Raw genomic sequence first — 17,687 nt, 5'->3', positions numbered from 1 at the left:
CGTTCGTTTGACTAATAATGACGCGAGGGTATGCGTCAGTAGCATTTTTATTCTAACAAGCTAAAACCAATGGAGAGGAATTTATGGCTGATAATAACGCCACACTAACTGTAGATGGTAAGGAATACCAACTTCCTATTATTAAAGGTACTCTAGGACGCCCTGTCATCGATGTTGCTGCTTTGCAAGAGGCCGGTTATTGGTCTTATGATCCCGGTTTTAAAGTCACTGCGCCTGTTGAGTCCAAGATCACATTTATTGACGGCGGTAAAGGTGAGCTGTTACACCGCGGCTACCCTATCGATCAATTGGCCAATAACGCTGAATACTTAGAAGTTGCTTATGCCCTCGTTCATGGTGACTTGCCAACCGAAGCGCAAAAAACAGACTTTTACGAAAAAGTCCGTAAGCATGCAGGTGTGCATGATCAACTGCGTAAGTTCTTTGAAGGCTTCCGCCGTGATGCACATCCTATGGCTATTATGGTTGGTGTCGTCGGTGCCTTGTCTGCGTTTTATCATGAAGGCTTGGACGTCAGTGAAGAGCTTCATCGTGAAATCACCGCTATTCGCCTAATTGCTAAAATGCCAACGCTTGCCGCCATGAGTTATAAATACTCACAGGGCGAACCGTTTATGTACCCCCGTAATGACTTTAATTACGCTGAGAACTTCTTATATATGATGTTTGCAACCCCTGCAGACGTTAATTATAAAGTAGATCCTATCATCTCTAAAGCTATGGATAAGATCTTTACTTTGCACGCCGATCACGAGCAAAACGCCTCAACATCTACCGTTCGCTTAGCAGGTTCTACTGGTGCAAATCCTTACGCCTGTATCGCTGCTGGTATCGCCGCTCTTTGGGGCCCATCACATGGCGGCGCCAATGAAGCAGTTCTTGAGATGTTGGACGAGATCGGTACCGTTGAGAACGTTGATGAATTCATGGAAAAAGTAAAACGCCGTGAAGTGAAGCTAATGGGCTTTGGTCATCGGGTTTATAAAAACTTTGATCCACGCGCACAAGTCATGAAAGAGACTTGTGATGAAGTCTTAGGTGCCCTTGGTATCAACGATCCTAAGCTTGAGCTGGCGATGAAACTTGAGAAAATCGCCCTTGAAGACCCGTACTTCATCGAGCGTAACTTGTATCCAAACGTTGACTTCTACTCTGGTATTATTCTAAAAGCGATTGGTATTCCAACGTCAATGTTTACGGTAATTTTCTCACTAGCACGTACCTCTGGTTGGATCAGCCATTGGTTAGAGATGCACAGCTCACCATTCAAAATCGGTCGTCCACGTCAGTTATATACCGGTGAAACGCGCCGTGACTTCGTTAAAATCGAAGAACGCAAATAAGCAGTGCGGGCCTTAGGGTCAGCAGCATAAATGTAAAGCAACTTAAATAAAAAATCCCGCCACTGTGCGGGATTTTTTATTGACTTCATTATGTCAGTTTGATTAGGTCGGCTTAATCATGGTGTCTACTTTTTGATGAAGGACTACTGAAATTCTTTTAGGGTTTGTTCATACTTAGCGATTTGCTCATCATAGCCTTTAATGGTGTCATTAAATTTGGTCATCAGCGTTTCAAACTCCTGTTGCTGTGCGACCTTCATTTGCTGCATATCGAGCACTTGTTGCGCCTCTATTTGCTGCCATACTTGATGCTGGATAATGAGACGTGCTAGCGCTGGGCTTTTGACACTAACCCGTTCAGCAATCTCGGCATCCTCGAACAGCTGTGGTACTAAAGTGGCGATATTAAGCAAGGTATCGATCTCTTGGGCGCTGAGTACGGTCGTTGCTGGTTGATATAATGCTTGCAGCGCTTGCTGATAACGCTCAATCATCTGTGCTTCAGAGAGTATTTCCGGCTCTCGGGGCTCTAGGCTGATGCGTTTTAACACTTCTAAATCACGCTCACCAACCTCAGTGCTGGTATTAATTTCTACATCAGTATCTGTAGTCGCAGCGGTATTAGTGCCATTAAGGTCATTAATGATAGTATCGTTCTTCTGCTCATTAATAGCTGTTGGGTCTTTACTACCCACATTTCCCATAGTACCAGCATTGGGAGTGGTAGAATTAGCGCTTGCCTTGTCCGCAGACTCAGTCGTGCCATTCAGTAACGAGATAGTATCACTATCAGAGGCATCTGCCGCTTGTAGCGATTCATATTCTGCTTGCAAGCGTCGTTGTAGACTTTGCATTTGAGTGACATATAATGGCTGGAACTGCTCTATACGCGCGGCTGCCGAGTCGCTTTGTGGTGCTGATTTATTGGCATCAAGGCGTTGTTGCTCACTGGTTTGGCTGGCCGCGTTGTCTTCTGCTGCTGAATCGGATTGATCCTGACATCCAGTTAATAGCAAAATGCCGGTCAAAGTTGCCGCCAATAAGCTAGGCGAACGCCATGAACGGCTATTGGCCACACTTTTTGGCAAAGGGTCAGAGGCCAAAACATCATCGGGCTTCGGTGTTAAAACATTAAACATCACGGCACAGCTCCTACTCTTAAAGCTAACATTGATGTGTCTATCAGCTCATATTTATGATAAATTTTTATAAATTATTTTAAGTACTTGTCAACTATATAGCTGTAAAAATGAATGGTTTTATCTTAGGTTTATTGAGACGCAGTTGACTGTTAAACGGTAAGCGAAGAATTATCGGATTGAGTATTAGCAGTAAGCGGCACCTGCAAAAAAGGAATACAGGCCTCAAACGCCCGACAGTCTTTTCCGCTTTGCTGCTGTACAAAATAATCCTGTACCATACGTGCTTGCTGCTCAATACCATATTTAAAAAATGATTTACCAGCTATTAATACGTAGCTATAACGCCGATTAATTAGCGCTCCGCGCACTACTTTTAAGCCCTGCTGCAGCTGCCAGATGTGGGTTAGCTCATGAATCAGCCAGCTTTGCTTAGTGACGGCAACCTCGCTAAAATCTACCACCCAATCTGCTGGATTAAAATAAATATTGCCGTTAGGACTAACTGCGTAATTTTTAAGCACCCACCACGTGGTTTTAAGCTGCACTTTATCGAGCTGAATATTACTACCAAATACGGAACGGGCAAGAATGATCTCACCCGCACTAAGAGGTCGGGCTTGTTGTAGGTCGCCTCTAAAAAATAGGAAATACCGCTTTTGAATTAGCCCCTTTTTACTTAAAATATTTTTAACTAAACTATTTTTGATAGCGGGTCTTAGCATGATGAATGAATCCGTAATTTATCCTTTCTATTTAGCTTTTCTAACGTTATTAGTCTTCTATAGTCGATCCAATTTAAAAACGATACCAGTAGCACACTGATATGAACGACTCTGTTTTATTTTGAACTGACTATAGCTTGATTAGATACGATTAAGTCATAGATAAGGCTTGGAACGCTAGAATAAAAGTACATAGGACATAATTTGTACATTTACTTGACTTTTATTAATGTAAAACTGCGTTAACCTGGGAGGGGTTCATGGTCACACAGCAAGCAAGAAATTTTACCAGCCACACCTAACTATCAACATATCTATCTTATTTAGTATTAACTATAAATTATTATTCACTATTAATGACTGTTTTTACAGTAGAGAGTCTTATGTCCCCACCCTTCCATGCTGATACCCCACTTGCACAGCGTATGCGTCCGACCACCCTTGACGATATTATTGGGCAACAGCATTTATTAGCGGAGGGTGCGCCGCTACGGCGTTTGGTTGAGCAAGGTCATTTGCCATCCATTATTTTACATGGAGAGGCAGGAATTGGCAAAACCACTATTGCCATGCTGTTGGCCGCTGCGGTTGCACGACCGTTTCATGCGCTGTCAGCAATAAATACGGGGGTTAAGCAACTGCGTGAGGTGTTAGATAGCAAAGACTCATTAAGCTTTGAGTCGCCAGTGGTATTTATTGACGAGATTCACCGTTTTAATAAAGCGCAGCAAGATGCCCTATTGGGAGCGGTAGAATCCGGTGATATTACTTTGATCGGAGCGACCACTGAGAATCCTTCGTTCAGTGTTAATAATGCCTTATTATCACGCTGCCAAGTATATCGTTTAGAGCCGCTAAGTAGCGAACAAATTGCGGCGGTTCTACAGCGCGCACTCTTAGATGACAGCATCGTCAACAAGCTCACCATCGACTTGCAAGCGCAAAAATTTATCAGTCAATTAGCCCATGGTGACGCGCGTAAGGCGCTGAATTTATTGGAGCTGGCCATTCAAACTGCGGACCCTAAACAATCGCCTATCATCATTGATGAAGCCTTAGTCGGACGGGTAGCACAAACCGCGCTGGTACGTTATGACAAAGATGGTGAGCAGCATTATGATATTGTCTCAGCTCTAATAAAGTCGGTGCGGGGCTCAGACCCAGATGCTGCTTTATACTGGATGGCACGGATGCTGGTAGGCGGTGAGCCAGCAGACTTTATTGCGCGGCGCTTAGTAATTTTGGCCAGTGAAGATATTGGCAATGCCAATCCGAATGCGTTATTACTGGCTGATGCTGCCTTGCGCAGTGTGCAATCGATTGGCATGCCTGAGGCGCGTATCATTTTAGGGCAAGTGGTGGTTTATTTGGCCACTAGTGCCAAAAGTAATAGTACTTATAATGCTATTAATGCAGCAATGAAATTAGCAGAAAAAGATGCTTCACCAGTACCGCTACATTTACGTAATGGCGTGACTAAATTGATGCGCAATGAAGGTTATGGGGTCGGCTATGCTTATCCGCACCATTATCCCAATCACTATTATCCGCAATCCTATCTACCCGATAATCTAGTCGGTACGCATTTTTATGAGTTTGCAGACAACCAGCGTGAGCAGCATAGCAAGCAGTTCATGGACTGGCTAAAAACCCAAGCAGCGAGCAATGAATAATATAGCTACTATTTACTTGACTCGTCTATAGCGCTCATCATTAATAATACTCATAACTATTTTTCGAGATACTAGACGCTAGGATCTAGGGATAGCACCGCACAACCGTACAAAAACCTTTAAAATGATATAACTATTATAAAATACTTACACAAAAGATGAATCAAACGTCTGCTGGCTTTATTTGCTTTAGTCGATTGCTTGAGTTCCAATTGCTTTTAGCTACAGCGCGCATTCCAATCTACTGCTACAATAGGCAAAACATATTTTATACCCCACATATCGATAAATAATAAAACATTGAGATTTTTTATGAGTCTAAATACAGTTCCTGAAATCATCGAAGACATTCGCGCCGGTAAAATGGTCATCTTAATGGATGATGAAGATCGTGAAAACGAAGGTGATTTAATCATGGCGGCCACTCATGTGCGCCCTGAAGATATCAACTTTATGATCACCCACGCACGCGGCTTAGTATGCTTGACCCTATCACAAGCCCGTTGCCAGCAGCTTGCCCTACCGCTAATGTCAGACCGCAACGAAGCGAAATTTAGCACCAACTTTACGGTTTCTATTGAAGCCGCTGAAGGGGTTACTACCGGAATTTCTGCTGCAGATCGCGCCCGTACGGTACAAGCAGCGGTTGCATCGGCAGCTAAGCCTGAAGATATTGTCCAGCCTGGACACATTTTCCCTATTATGGCCCAAAACGGTGGGGTCCTACATCGCGCTGGGCATACTGAGGCGGGGTGTGATTTGGCACGCCTTGCTGGGCTTGAGCCAGCAGCGGTCATTGTAGAGATCATTAATCCCGATGGCACCATGGCACGCCGTGACGACCTTGAAATCTTCGCAAAAGAACACGGTATTAAAATCGGTACGATTGCAGATTTAATTAACTACCGTATATCCAATGAGCAGACGGTAGAAGAGGTAGAATCACACCCATTTGAAACTGAATATGGTACCTTTACTTTACATCGTTTCCGCGAATTTGGCGCTGATGAGACTCATTTGGCACTCGTAAAAGGCGATGTTAGCGCCGGTGTCAGTACCGTACGAGTGCACGGTTTTCACCCCTTACGTGATTTGTTTGCCGCTAAAAACGATACCACCGGACGTAGTGGCTGGAGTGTGCAGGCGGCGCTAGAAGAAATCAATGCGTCTGAGCGCGGGGTACTGGTCTGGATCGGTAATCATCAGCCGATTGATTTGGGAGATGCTTTAGATAAAGCCTCAGACAATCAATCACTGTCTACCCTTGCCCAGCAGCCGTATCGCAGTATCGGCGTTGGCGCCCAGATTTTACGGCATTTAGGGGTGCGTGATATGCGTCTACTATCCTCGCCTATGAAGTTCTATGCGCTATCGGGCTTTGATCTGAATGTGGTGGATTTTGTTCATGCCCCCAAGCAAGACTGATAGTAGTACGTGATTTAACATAAGCCGGTTATGTTATATAGAAAATAGCCAATAAAAAAGGCACGCTAATAAAAATTAGCGTGCCTTTTTACTATCTAATTATTATCCACAAAAAACCACCAACAAAATAGTAGCTAATATTTGGGGGTATGACCAACCTTTTCTTCTAAGGTAAATAAACGCGCACGTTCCTCTTTCGTCCACGGCAATTTGTCTTTACCATCGCTATCTAAACGAACAATGACAGCATCAGCAATAGCCACAAGCGCTTGTTGCGCGCAGCTATAATAACTATATTCTATCACTATACTGGTTGTCCCCAAACGTTGACAACGTACCCCCAGTAATAACGTATCTGGGTAAGTTACCGGCAACAAATACTGACAGCTTGACTGCGCCAGCACCGTCACCATACTACCATCGAACATTCCGAGTTCCTGTAAATAAGCGATACGGGCGGACTCAGCATAACGATAATAAACCACATTATTTAAATGGTTAAACGCATCCATCTCACCCCACTGTATCGGCTGAGTATGAATCACTGGATAATGTGCTAATTCGTTAGGGGCATCAGGGTAACCCTTGGTATGTAGGGGTCTAACGGGGTCTAAACTATCGTTGTTAGGGTTGATATTATTGTTATTTGCATCGTTCATAAGGGACCTATATTGTTCTTTATGTTTTAAAAGGATTAACGCTTAGGCTTATCCAAAAGCTGAGTGGTCAATAGCGGCGTTGAGGTTGGCGCATTTACAATCAGTTTATCCAGCCAAACGATGACTTCTGGAATATCGCTCGGTACTTTCATAGTGTCTAAGCCCTTATTTTCTATATTATTTTGATTGTTAGCCGTTGGCATAGGGCGCGTTGAAGTGTTAGAGGTAGCGGTATTTTTCTGCCTCGTTGGTGAAGTAGCCAATGAGTCTGTAGCGATTGTTTTTAGCTGTCCGCGCGCTTGGCGTAAGTAAGCAATTAGTTGGTCTTGCTCACGCATATTACTGGCTTGAATCGCTAGATTGAGGGTCATAATTACTTCATGAATAATGAGCTGCCGGCGGGTTAGTACTGCACTAGTACCGTTATTAGTATCAGGCGTTTTACTAGTAGAGAGCTGCAGACGCTCATGGCTATGCAAAAACGCTTGAATATTCTGTATGGCTAGACTTTGTAGCTGCCACGGGCTGGGTTGAGCGCTTTGGGCTTGCAAACGTTCAATATCCTTGGTTAAGTTTTGTTTAATGACAGTAGTCAATGCTGGTGCAATCTCGTTGCTGCTTTGCGACACTTGCCAATGCAGACCGCGTAATAAAGCAATCGCTGCCTGATCATCATTATCTGCCAGTAAGCGGTCAACTGCTTGTATTTGAATGCGTAGTAGATCCAGCTGATTTTGCGCTTGGCTACCGACTGCGCTACTCGCTTTTGTCAAAGTTGGCTGACTAATGGCAAAAAGACGGTCATCCATCTCATTTAAACGCGTAACCACTTGCGCGTTACTTTGTAAACGCTCATTCACATGGTTTTGAAAGCGCTGTTGACTGATATATAACCACAATAATGCTGCGATAAGCAGCAGAATGAGTAGCCATTGCAAACGCAATAATAAGATACTCGCTTGCCGGCGCTGCTGACCAGCAGAGGGGTTATTAGATGACGACTTCAACTTGCTTGACATAAAGCAGTACCGTTATTGATAGGTTTAAACGTACTAAAAAGGAGCTTGTAAGATGAATTGGTTACTATTTTTTCAATGATTACTGAAATTAATGACTACCAATAAATTCAATAGCGACTAAATTGGATAACGACTAGATACCATGACTAAGATTAATTGCCGTAAGAATAGTTTCAGGCGCCAAGTCTTCTACTCGCCAATAGCTTAGCTGCTGCTCAGCTACTTTATTAGCCAAGCGCTCACCCAATACTATATAAGTAAAGTCTGACAGCGTAAGTGATATTGCCTTGTCTGAATGTGAATCCGAAAATTTAGACTGTGCTTGACTCACTGCGCTTATCCAATGTTCAAAGGCGGTGCCACTGCTGATGATCACCATAGGTTTCGGCGGCGGTGCTTGCCTACTAAGCTGGGTAGTATGCACTCTAAAATGCTGTTGCCATTGCTGATAGTGCAAGTTTGCATCAGCTGGCAGGGTACGTTCATACCACGCAATACTATCGATGTGGACACCGCGCGCTTGTAAGGTATCAACCAATAACCGTCGTCCACCAAGCCCGCGCCAAACCAGCAGTTTATCGCCCGCTTGCAAACGCTCAATCTCTGGCATCGCCAGCATACCTTCATTATTAGCGACTGTTGGCTGCCGTACTTGATAATGAGCGGCTTGCAGTACGGCAGCGGTCGCCTCACCTACCGCAATTAAAGGGCTAGGTATTTTTGATTTTTCAGCTAATGATTGACTAGTAGCCTCGGTCTGTTTTTCTTGCTCAAGTGTTTGCCATACCGCTAAGCCTGCAGCAGCTGCCGTTGGACTCACGATGACCAGTGCTTGATAATTACCTGCCAGCCATTGGCGCATAACTGCGATATCAGCATCAGTTACTGGTCGTGGCTGCAATGCCAACATTGGCATATCTACCACCGTTAGTCCCGCTGCTTGCAAAAGGCAGGTCAAGGGGGCCGCGCGCTCTACCGGACGAGTATTAATTACGATCGGAGATGCTGATAACACGTTGGATGAACAAGACATAGAGATACCACTATATAAGGCTCATAATTGAGCAACATAAGTAACTTTCACTAATAATTAGCGGCTACTAATGAGTAACTGACATTATTAATAAGCGATACCTATTTACTATTCAGGATGATAAATCGCCGCTAAAATAGCCCCTGCGCCATCAGCAAGTAGCAACGTAGCCACCTCGATACCTAACTGATTGGCCTGCGCTTCTTGCTCTGCTTGGGTGCCTGTTAAGGCCATGCGTTTTTCGGCTTTGAGCAGCTCACTACCATCCGTTTGTCCAACCCGGCCACGTAACCATAAGGTAGTACCAGAGTCATCATTCTCATAATCTATGGCGTCAGCTGCATGCAGAACGGCATAAGCTGCAATCGGAACTTGACAACCACCTTCTAAATGACGATTTAAAGCGCGCTCAGCGATTAAGCGAATACGCGCCTGATCATTGTTTAGTGGTGCCAGTAATGCCAGAATTTCAGTATCGTCTTCACGGCATTCAATTGCTAATGCGCCTTGTCCAACAGCAGGCAAGCAGATATCAATATCTAATTCACCGCGAATACGCGCGTCGAGCTCAATACGCTGTAGACCGCTAGTCGCTAAAATGATGGCATCATACTCGCCAGCATCAAGCTTACCTAAGCGTGTGCCAACATTACCGCGCAAAGTCTTAATCTGTAGATCCGGACGATGGGCTTTAATTTGGCATTGACGGCGCAAACTAGAGGTACCGACTATGGCGCCTCTGGGCAGCTCATCGATACTATTATAAGTATTAGACACAAACGCATCAGTTGGTGAGGCTCGCTTACAATAGACGCCCAGCATCAAGCCTTTAGGTAGCTGCATTGGCACGTCTTTTAACGAGTGTACCGCTATATCAGCCTGTTTATCATATATTGCCTGTTCAAGCTCTTTAACAAATAAACCTTTACCACCAATCTTTGCCAATGGGGTGTCCAAAATTTTGTCACCTTTAGTGACAATTTTTAGTAAATTAATTGTCAGTTCTGGATACAAAGCTAGCAATCGATCACGAATGTGTTCGGCCTGCCATAATGCTAGAGGACTTTGACGGGTGGCGATGTTTAAGGTGGTTAACGCTGGTTGCAGTGTGGTGCTCATAAGTGGCCTCGTTATTATTAATGCGATAGTGTTGCTGTACGCTTAAAAGCAGATCATTTTTCCGTTTACAAGATTACGCAGGTTATAAAGCCGTCTAGTTGACGCAAAAAAATACCCCTATTTAATCATAAATAAGGGGTCGATGATACGGTCTAACTGTTTAGGAATTTTGGGCTGAGCGTTTTAGCCACTTTTTAATTTAGCTTCTTTTAGATGAACAGTTGGCCAAACGTTTATAGGCCACTGAACTTCAATAAAGGTCTATTTGCTTAAAAACTTCTTATTTCAAAAGCTTCTTGTCTTGAAAGCTTATTATAAAGGAACTGGAGCGCTACATACTATTAATTTTATCTCGTAATGCCGGTAGGTGCCGGCGGCTGACTACTAAAGTTTCATCAATACCTTTAAAGCGTACTTGATACTGTCCGGAGTCTACGGTCTCTAAATAATCTAAAAAACTCAGATTTATAATCGCATTACGATGAACACGGAACAGACGATGTTCAAACTCTTGTTCAAGCTCTTTTAACGTATCATCAATGAGTACAATGCCGCTCTTATGACGAACTTTGACATACTTTTGATCTGCAGTGAAATAATAGATGTCTTTTAGCTTAATCAGTTCAACACCACGATGCGTACGTGCTGCGATGTACTCACGCACAGGTCGAGCGGTTGGGTCCTCAAGTTCACGAATACCTTTTAGCTGCGCGGCATTTAGGTTCTTAGCTTTACCCAAAGCCTCCAGCAATTCGTCTTTGTTTGCAGGCTTCAATAAATAGCCAATAGCATTGGCCTTAAATGCCACAATAGCATAATGGTCATAAGCGGTAACAAAGATAATCGCAGGTGGGTTTTCAAGCTCGTTAAGCGCTTGGGCACAACGCACACCATCCATTTCTGGCATCCGTATATCTAGCAATATAACATCAGGCTGCTGAACTTTTACAACGGTAATAGCTTCGGCGCCAGTAGTTGCTTGTCCGACCACCTCATATCCTGATTCTTGTACAATCCTAACCAAACGCTCGCGGGCTAGTGGCTCATCGTCACAAACTACGATCCGCATATGAACTCCTTTCTTACAGCATAATGACTATAGTTTTGGTTTGTTTTCTTATTGGGTTTAATCTTACTTTCGCACGGCTTTTTTGCACGCTTCGCGGTCATACCGATATTTTTGAGAAGGCAGTAAGCGATTCTATATAAAGGACACCGTATCTATCTAATCTTAACTATTTAATAAAACTGGCTTCTTATTATGATTCTTTAATAAAAACGGCACACAAAATAACAAATATTTGTTTATTTTTTATTATTGATATTCGTAAAATGAAAAAAAATAGAGATATTAGCTATCAGCTTTGATTTGTCTATTTATAGGCAATATTTTCTACATTGGTATATATAGTCGATGCACTTTAAAAAAATTACAGTGCTGCTAAGATAAAATTTTCGAAGCCTCCGGAACGACGAAGTTGCACAGCAAGCGAGGAAAATTTATACAAGTCGCGCATTATCGCATCTGTGCCTATTTTATTTTGAACTGACTACATACCTAGCTACTAGCTATAAGAAGACTACGAGAGTCAACCTGTTAAGGTAATTAACACAAATGCAGCAATAAATATGCCATGTTTGAATGAAAAGAAATTAGGAAGGAAAATAGATAAAGGTAAGGAGTAGAAAAGGCGTTAGATCCCAACATCATGTAAGGGATATTGAATTATCGTTACAATTTGCTCACGAGTCACACTACTTTGAATGTTGGCACTTTGACCAAAATGAGCTCTTAAGCGCTCCGCCTGGATATAAAAATCCACATGTCGGCGCAAATCATGGGTAATCATTAAGGTTTTATTGGGCAGTTGAGCGCTAACCGTAATAGCAACCAGATCTTGCTGCCAGGTCACCACAATATCGATACAGATGGTTTCGGTGGTCATCTCAACTACGTTAATTAGCATTTTTTCAAGCACACTTTGCAACGTTAACGCCGTAATCACCATATCATACATTACGTCATCGTCAGGAAGGCGCCAATTCACAACCAGCTTATCGCCTAAACGGCTCCATTCAATCGCTAAATAGTGCTCACAAAGCGCCACTTCTTCTTCAAAACTGATCTCGCGTGACCCATTAAAACTGGCCCGAAATAATGCAGAGACGTGCTGTAATAATTCAGCAGCTTGCGCTGGATTGGATTCCATAAGAGAAATCAAGTTGTTAACAGTATTAAAGAAAAAATGCGGCGCAATACGGGCTTTAATTAAATCATTTTGAGCGGTAAGTTTATGCTCAAACGACTGTTTGAGTGCCATCAGCTCACGATACCGACGTACAAAGTACAGTAAGAAAACCAAACTAAAACCGCTAGTAATAACTAGATTAAATAATACATTTAATACAAACTCTTGGCGGTTATATTCAAGCCAACCCACATTAATCATGATCAACATTACTAGTGATATTGAGACTACAGAGGCCGCCATCAACAATGCTAAAACGTATATACTGACTCTAATAGGATTGATACGTTTAAAGATTGGCCGTAAATAATCCACTAAATATAATGTTGGAAAAATAGTCAAAAAATATTGAATAATTCGACCCAATAACCTGACCAAAAATTGCGACCAGGTCAGTAAATCATGACGGTCAATCACCGTTACAAACAGCGACCAAAAAAAGATATACAACAGCCACTGCCAAGGCGTCATGACTTCCATGAGCTTGGGGAGAAAAAACTCTAAACGCTCAGCTAGTAAGGCAACCTCATCCTTTGCTATACTTGAGCGCTTATTCTCTTGACTTGTCTTAGACCGATATGAACGCCAATTCTTCAAACCCTAGTAATCCCAAGCAAAATAAAAATTCACATGCGCCTGATTTTAGCACAAACACGGCGCCTATACAGACAAATGGCGTAACTACTGCTAACGCTGATAGTACCACGCAAAGCGCTCAAGGCCAGCAAATGTGGGGCGGACGCTTTAGTGAAGCGACAGACAGTTTTGTCGCCGCCTTTACAGCGTCAGTTGGTTTTGATCAACGCTTTGCCCGCCATGATATAGAAGGCTCAATCGCCCATGCGACTATGCTCAAAGAATGCGATATTCTAACTGCCGAGGAGGTAGCAACGATTATCGACGGACTCAAGCAAGTATGGGCTGAGATTGAAGCAGGCGAGTTTAACTGGTCAATTGCGCTCGAAGACGTGCATATGAACGTTGAATCGCGTTTAACAGATATCATCGGTGCAGTCGGTAAAAAGTTGCATACTGGACGTAGCCGAAACGATCAAGTTGCAACCGATATTCGCTTATGGCTGCGCGAAGAGACCGATAACATTATTGCGCTATTGGTGCGCTTGCAGAGCGGACTATTAGATTTAGCCGAGCAGCATACTGATACTATTATGCCTGGCTTTACCCATTTGCAAACCGCACAGCCGGTCAGCTTTGGTCATCACGTCATGGCCTGGTTTGAGATGCTATTCCGTGACACTGAGCGCCTCAAAGATACGCGCCGCCGTATTAACCAGTTGCCTCTGGGCAGTGCAGCCCTTGCTGGCACCACTTTTCCCATAGATCGTACCATTACTGCGGAATTACTCGGTTTTGAGGGGATTTGCCAAAATTCACTCGATGCGGTTTCAGATCGTGACTTTGCTATTGAGTTTACCGCTAACGCTTCGATCTTAATGATGCATCTATCGCGCATGAGTGAAGAGATTATCTTATGGATGTCAGCGCAATTTAATTTTGTACAAATACCCGATCGCTTTTGTACCGGTTCATCCATTATGCCGCAAAAGAAAAACCCTGATGTGCCTGAACTGGTTCGTGGTAAAGCAGCACGGGTATTCGGGCAACTGATGACCTTATTGAGCCTGATGAAAAGTCAGCCACTCGCCTATAATAAGGACAATCAAGAGGACAAAGAGCCCTTATTTGATTGTGTCGATACTCTCACAGGCTCGCTATTGGCATTTGCTGATATGCTACCAAATATCACCCCAAATAAAGAAAATATGCGCGCTGCAACCATGAAAGGTTATGCCACTGCCACTGACTTGGCAGATTACCTAGTACGAAACGGTGTTGCCTTCCGTGATGCTCATGAAGTAGTCGGTAATGCCGTCGCGCTTGGTATTCGTGAGGGTGTGGACTTGAGCGAACTGACCTTAGCTCAGTTACAAGCATTTAGCGACGCCATTGGAGATGATGTCTTTGAATATCTGACCTTAGAAGGCTCATTGGCAGCACGTGACCACTTAGGCGGCACTGCACCCAATCAAGTGAGACAAGCGGTCAGCCGTGGTCGCAGCCGTTTGGAAGTATTTGTTTAAGCCTAAACTTTTAATGGCTTAGACTTTTAATAAGTTGAAGCTTTTAATACGTTGAGCTTGTGAAAAAAATGGACATTAGCAGTCGCTTAAATAACTACCATTAAAACACTCGCCACTGCTGCGGGTGTTTTTTTTCAGATAATCAGGTACAGTGGCTGATACAGTGGGTCTACTCCAAAACGGATATAGCGTGACTGTGGGAAACTTTCAAAGTCACTGGAATGGCTCAGTCGACCAGCCAGCGAGAAAGTTTTACGAGCCTTACGAGTTTATGGGCTCTCTCTATTTTATTTAGTATTTCCTATCCTAGACAAGCTTTCATAAAAATTATTAAAAAACCAACATATAACAAGGAGCGAACCATGACTGACACTTTTAATCCCCAAGCGAGTATGGTATTTTGCCGTAAATATAAGCAAGATTTACCTAAAATGGCGCATCCTCCCTTTCCTAACAAAATAGGCCAAGGGTTACAAGAAACTGTATCAGATAAAGCTTGGAAGGAATGGCTTGAGCATCAAACCATGCTGATTAACGAAAACCATTTAAGCATGATGGACCCTGAAGCTAAGAAGTTCTTGACCGAGCAGCGTGATAAATTTTTGGACAATCAGGACTACGAGCGTCCACAAGGTTGGACGCCTGAAACTAAAAGCTAAGTGCTTAGCCTCATGCTGTTTTTATAAATAAAGCGGGCAAATGACTATGAGTGGTCATAGAAGTTTGCTAGTATGAAGTTGATTTACAACACTGACAGACTCGGGGTGCGGTGTATTATTAACTGTTTTAAAAACAGTTATGATGCATTCGCTGAGAGATCACCCGCCGAACCTGATGCGGTTAGTACCGACGCAGGGAAGTCTGAGCTGATGTTATCAGTCTTACAAAGGGCGCGCAGAAATGCCTGATTATTACCGCTATGCTTTACAGTTATAACATACTATGAAGATGCTACAAATAATCAGCTGCGCCCGACAATCCAGTTATATTTATTGACTATCATCACCTTTGATAGCGCGATTATTTAGACTGAACATTGGATTGAATTTGCAGACGTAACTATCACTCGCCCCCGCAGATTCTGGCGGTGTTGCCTTTACCATTAGACAACACGCTAGGACAGCATATGACTATTTCAAACACCACCTCAAACGCAAACGTGCCTGCTTACACGGACGCCACCCTTCATATCCCAGCCAACACTTCAGTTGGTTCTTCGGATGACGCTAACGCGACTAACAGCAAAGCCGATAAAAAAGCGGATGCCCTAAAAACCCCTGCTCATCGCAACCAAAAAGACGCCCGTTTTGAAGAAGACGCCCGCGATTTACACCGTATTCTTCCCGCTTCTCGTAAAGTCTATATCGAAGGCTCAAGGCCCGATATTCAGGTACCGATGCGCGAAATCAGCTTAGCCGACACCCCTGTTGGCGGTACTGGAAATGAAAATGGCGAGCACAATCCGCCGTTTTATGTTTATGACACTTCAGGTGTTTATACCGACCCTAATGCCACCATCGACCTCACCAAAGGCCTGCCAAAATTACGCGAAGGCTGGATAAACGAGCGCGATGATACTGAGCAGTTAAGCGGTCTATCCAGTAAATATGGACAAACACGCGCCCGCGATATCAGTACTGCTAACTTAAGATTCGCTCATATCGATAAACCGCGCCGTGCTAAGGATGGGCAGAATGTCACTCAAATGCATTATGCACGCCAAGGTATTATTACTCCCGAGATGGAATATATCGCCATTCGCGAAACCCAAAAGCAACATACGTTGACTGACATGCGCCAACATGACGGCGAGAGCTTTGGCGCAAATACCCACTCCATTATTACGCCTGAGTTTGTACGTAGTGAAGTGGCAGCAGGTCGCGCCATTATTCCCAACAATATTAACCATCCTGAATCCGAACCCATGATTATCGGTCGCAATTTCTTGGTGAAAATTAACGCCAATATTGGTAACTCAGCGCTAGGCTCCTCTATTGATGAAGAAGTCTCCAAAATGACCTGGGCAACGCGTTGGGGTGCGGATAACATCATGGATTTATCTACCGGTAATCATATTCATGAAACCCGCGAATGGCTGATTCGTAACTCACCAGTGCCGATTGGTACGGTGCCTATTTATCAAGCGTTAGAAAAAGTTGATGGCGTAGCAGAAGATCTAACGTGGGAAATTTACCGCGATACCCTTATTGAGCAAGCCGAGCAAGGTGTTGACTACTTCACCATTCATGCTGGCGTATTGTTAGATTATGTGCCAATGACTGCTGGACGCCTGACCGGTATTGTCTCGCGTGGTGGCTCTATCATGGCGCAGTGGTGTTTGGTACATCAACAGGAAAACTTTTTATATACCCATTTCGAAGACATCTGCGAGATTATGAAAGTGTATGATGTGGCCTTTAGCTTAGGCGATGGCTTGCGTCCTGGCTGCTTACAAGATGCCAATGATAAAGCCCAGTTTAGCGAACTAAAAACGCTAGGTGAGCTGACCAAAGTAGCCTGGAAGCACGATGTACAGATAATGGTTGAAGGTCCGGGTCATGTGGCGATGAACCGTATTAAAGAAAATATGGACTTGCAAATTGAGCTCTGTGACGACGCCCCTTTTTATACTCTAGGGCCGTTAACCACTGACATCGCACCGGGTTATGACCACATTACCAGTGCTATTGGCGCGGCAATGATAGGCTGGTTTGGCACAGCAATGCTGTGTTATGTGACACCTAAAGAGCATTTAGGTCTGCCCAATAAAAAAGATGTCAAAGACGGCATTATCACTTATAAAATCGCTGCCCACGCTGCTGACCTTGCCAAAGGCCATCCTGGGGCGCAGGCACGTGATAATGCGCTATCGAAAGCACGTTTTGAATTCCGCTGGGATGACCAGTTTAATCTGGCGCTCGACCCTGATACCGCACGTGAATTTCATGATGAGACTTTACCAAAAGACGCGCATAAGTCAGCCCACTTTTGCTCCATGTGTGGCCCTAAGTTTTGCTCGATGAAAATTACTCAAAACGTCCGTGATTACGCGGCAGGTTTAAAAAGTAAAGAGGCGTAGGCTGATTAGTTAGCACCGCATTATTTCAGTCCAAAAAAAGCCCTGCTATTTAAGTATAAAATCACTTATTTAGCAGGGCTTTTTTATGTTTCTAATTCAAC

At 43.8% G+C, this 17,687-nt stretch carries 14 protein-coding genes and 1 riboswitch; of the genes, 6 read left to right on the top strand and 8 right to left on the bottom strand.

Annotation, left to right across the window (positions count from 1 at the left end; genetic code table 11):
* Positions 1-83: 83 nt before the first annotated feature.
* Positions 84-1,364 (top strand): citrate synthase, encoded by a 1,281-nt coding sequence (gene gltA / locus AAEY88_RS09795; protein WP_350561887.1) that lies wholly within the window; start codon positions 84-86, stop codon positions 1,362-1,364.
* A 143-nt stretch (positions 1,365-1,507) separates the two neighbouring features.
* Here the strand turns inward: gltA and AAEY88_RS09790 are convergent, their stop codons facing one another.
* Positions 1,508-2,506 (bottom strand): hypothetical protein, encoded by a 999-nt coding sequence (locus AAEY88_RS09790; RefSeq protein WP_407074446.1) that lies wholly within the window; start codon positions 2,504-2,506, stop codon positions 1,508-1,510.
* 149 nt (positions 2,507-2,655) lie between these two features.
* A complete protein-coding gene (locus AAEY88_RS09785; protein ID WP_350561885.1) occupies positions 2,656-3,228 on the bottom strand; it encodes a type IV secretion protein Rhs in 573 nt (190 codons plus the stop codon).
* Positions 3,229-3,611: 383 nt separating this feature from the next.
* Here AAEY88_RS09785 and AAEY88_RS09780 point away from each other — a divergent pair, with 383 nt between their 5' ends.
* Positions 3,612-4,901 (top strand): replication-associated recombination protein A, encoded by a 1,290-nt coding sequence (locus tag AAEY88_RS09780; protein WP_350561883.1) that lies wholly within the window; start codon positions 3,612-3,614, stop codon positions 4,899-4,901.
* A 312-nt stretch (positions 4,902-5,213) separates the two neighbouring features.
* Positions 5,214-6,326, top strand: coding sequence for a bifunctional 3,4-dihydroxy-2-butanone-4-phosphate synthase/GTP cyclohydrolase II (gene ribBA / locus AAEY88_RS09775; protein ID WP_350561881.1), 1,113 nt, complete (start codon positions 5,214-5,216; stop codon positions 6,324-6,326).
* A gap of 134 nt (positions 6,327-6,460) precedes the next feature.
* On the opposite strand, the gene AAEY88_RS09770 is transcribed toward ribBA, so the two are convergent.
* The 6 genes from AAEY88_RS09770 to AAEY88_RS09745 all read right to left on the bottom strand — a co-directional run bounded on the left by AAEY88_RS09770 (position 6,461) and on the right by AAEY88_RS09745 (position 13,002).
* Positions 6,461-6,985, bottom strand: coding sequence for an acyl-CoA thioesterase (locus AAEY88_RS09770; protein WP_350561879.1), 525 nt, complete (start codon positions 6,983-6,985; stop codon positions 6,461-6,463).
* 35 nt (positions 6,986-7,020) lie between these two features.
* Positions 7,021-8,004 carry a hypothetical protein gene (locus AAEY88_RS09765; RefSeq protein WP_350561877.1) on the bottom strand — a complete coding sequence of 328 codons (984 nt, stop codon included), beginning with the start codon at positions 8,002-8,004 and terminating at the stop codon, positions 7,021-7,023.
* A gap of 133 nt (positions 8,005-8,137) precedes the next feature.
* Positions 8,138-9,037 carry a uroporphyrinogen-III synthase gene (locus AAEY88_RS09760; RefSeq protein ID WP_350561875.1) on the bottom strand — a complete coding sequence of 300 codons (900 nt, stop codon included), beginning with the start codon at positions 9,035-9,037 and terminating at the stop codon, positions 8,138-8,140.
* Positions 9,038-9,145: 108 nt separating this feature from the next.
* Positions 9,146-10,156: a hydroxymethylbilane synthase gene (hemC, locus tag AAEY88_RS09755; protein ID WP_350561873.1), complete on the bottom strand. Its 1,011-nt coding sequence runs from the start codon at positions 10,154-10,156 to the stop codon at positions 9,146-9,148.
* A gap of 331 nt (positions 10,157-10,487) precedes the next feature.
* Positions 10,488-11,225 carry a LytTR family DNA-binding domain-containing protein gene (locus tag AAEY88_RS09750; protein ID WP_350561871.1) on the bottom strand — a complete coding sequence of 246 codons (738 nt, stop codon included), beginning with the start codon at positions 11,223-11,225 and terminating at the stop codon, positions 10,488-10,490.
* Positions 11,226-11,850: 625 nt separating this feature from the next.
* Positions 11,851-13,002: a histidine kinase gene (locus AAEY88_RS09745; protein ID WP_350561869.1), complete on the bottom strand. Its 1,152-nt coding sequence runs from the start codon at positions 13,000-13,002 to the stop codon at positions 11,851-11,853.
* A gap of 131 nt (positions 13,003-13,133) precedes the next feature.
* Here AAEY88_RS09745 and argH point away from each other — a divergent pair, with 131 nt between their 5' ends.
* The 3 genes from argH to thiC all read left to right on the top strand — a co-directional run bounded on the left by argH (position 13,134) and on the right by thiC (position 17,586).
* Complete coding sequence (gene argH, locus AAEY88_RS09740; protein ID WP_350562069.1) at positions 13,134-14,507, top strand: argininosuccinate lyase; 1,374 nt, start codon at positions 13,134-13,136, stop codon at positions 14,505-14,507.
* Between the two features lie 362 nt (positions 14,508-14,869).
* A complete protein-coding gene (locus tag AAEY88_RS09735) occupies positions 14,870-15,166 on the top strand; it encodes an oxidative damage protection protein (protein ID WP_350561867.1) in 297 nt (98 codons plus the stop codon).
* Between the two features lie 91 nt (positions 15,167-15,257).
* Positions 15,258-15,382, top strand: a riboswitch (TPP riboswitch).
* A gap of 251 nt (positions 15,383-15,633) precedes the next feature.
* Complete coding sequence (thiC, locus tag AAEY88_RS09730; RefSeq protein ID WP_350561865.1) at positions 15,634-17,586, top strand: phosphomethylpyrimidine synthase ThiC; 1,953 nt, start codon at positions 15,634-15,636, stop codon at positions 17,584-17,586.
* The last annotated feature ends 101 nt before the right edge of the window (positions 17,587-17,687 follow it).

The sequence above is a fragment of the Psychrobacter sp. CAL346-MNA-CIBAN-0220 genome, from assembly GCF_040309805.1.
Taxonomy (GTDB): domain Bacteria; phylum Pseudomonadota; class Gammaproteobacteria; order Pseudomonadales; family Moraxellaceae; genus Psychrobacter.
Note: the sequence above shows the minus strand (reverse complement) of the source record. Positions and strands in the feature narration are given on the sequence as shown.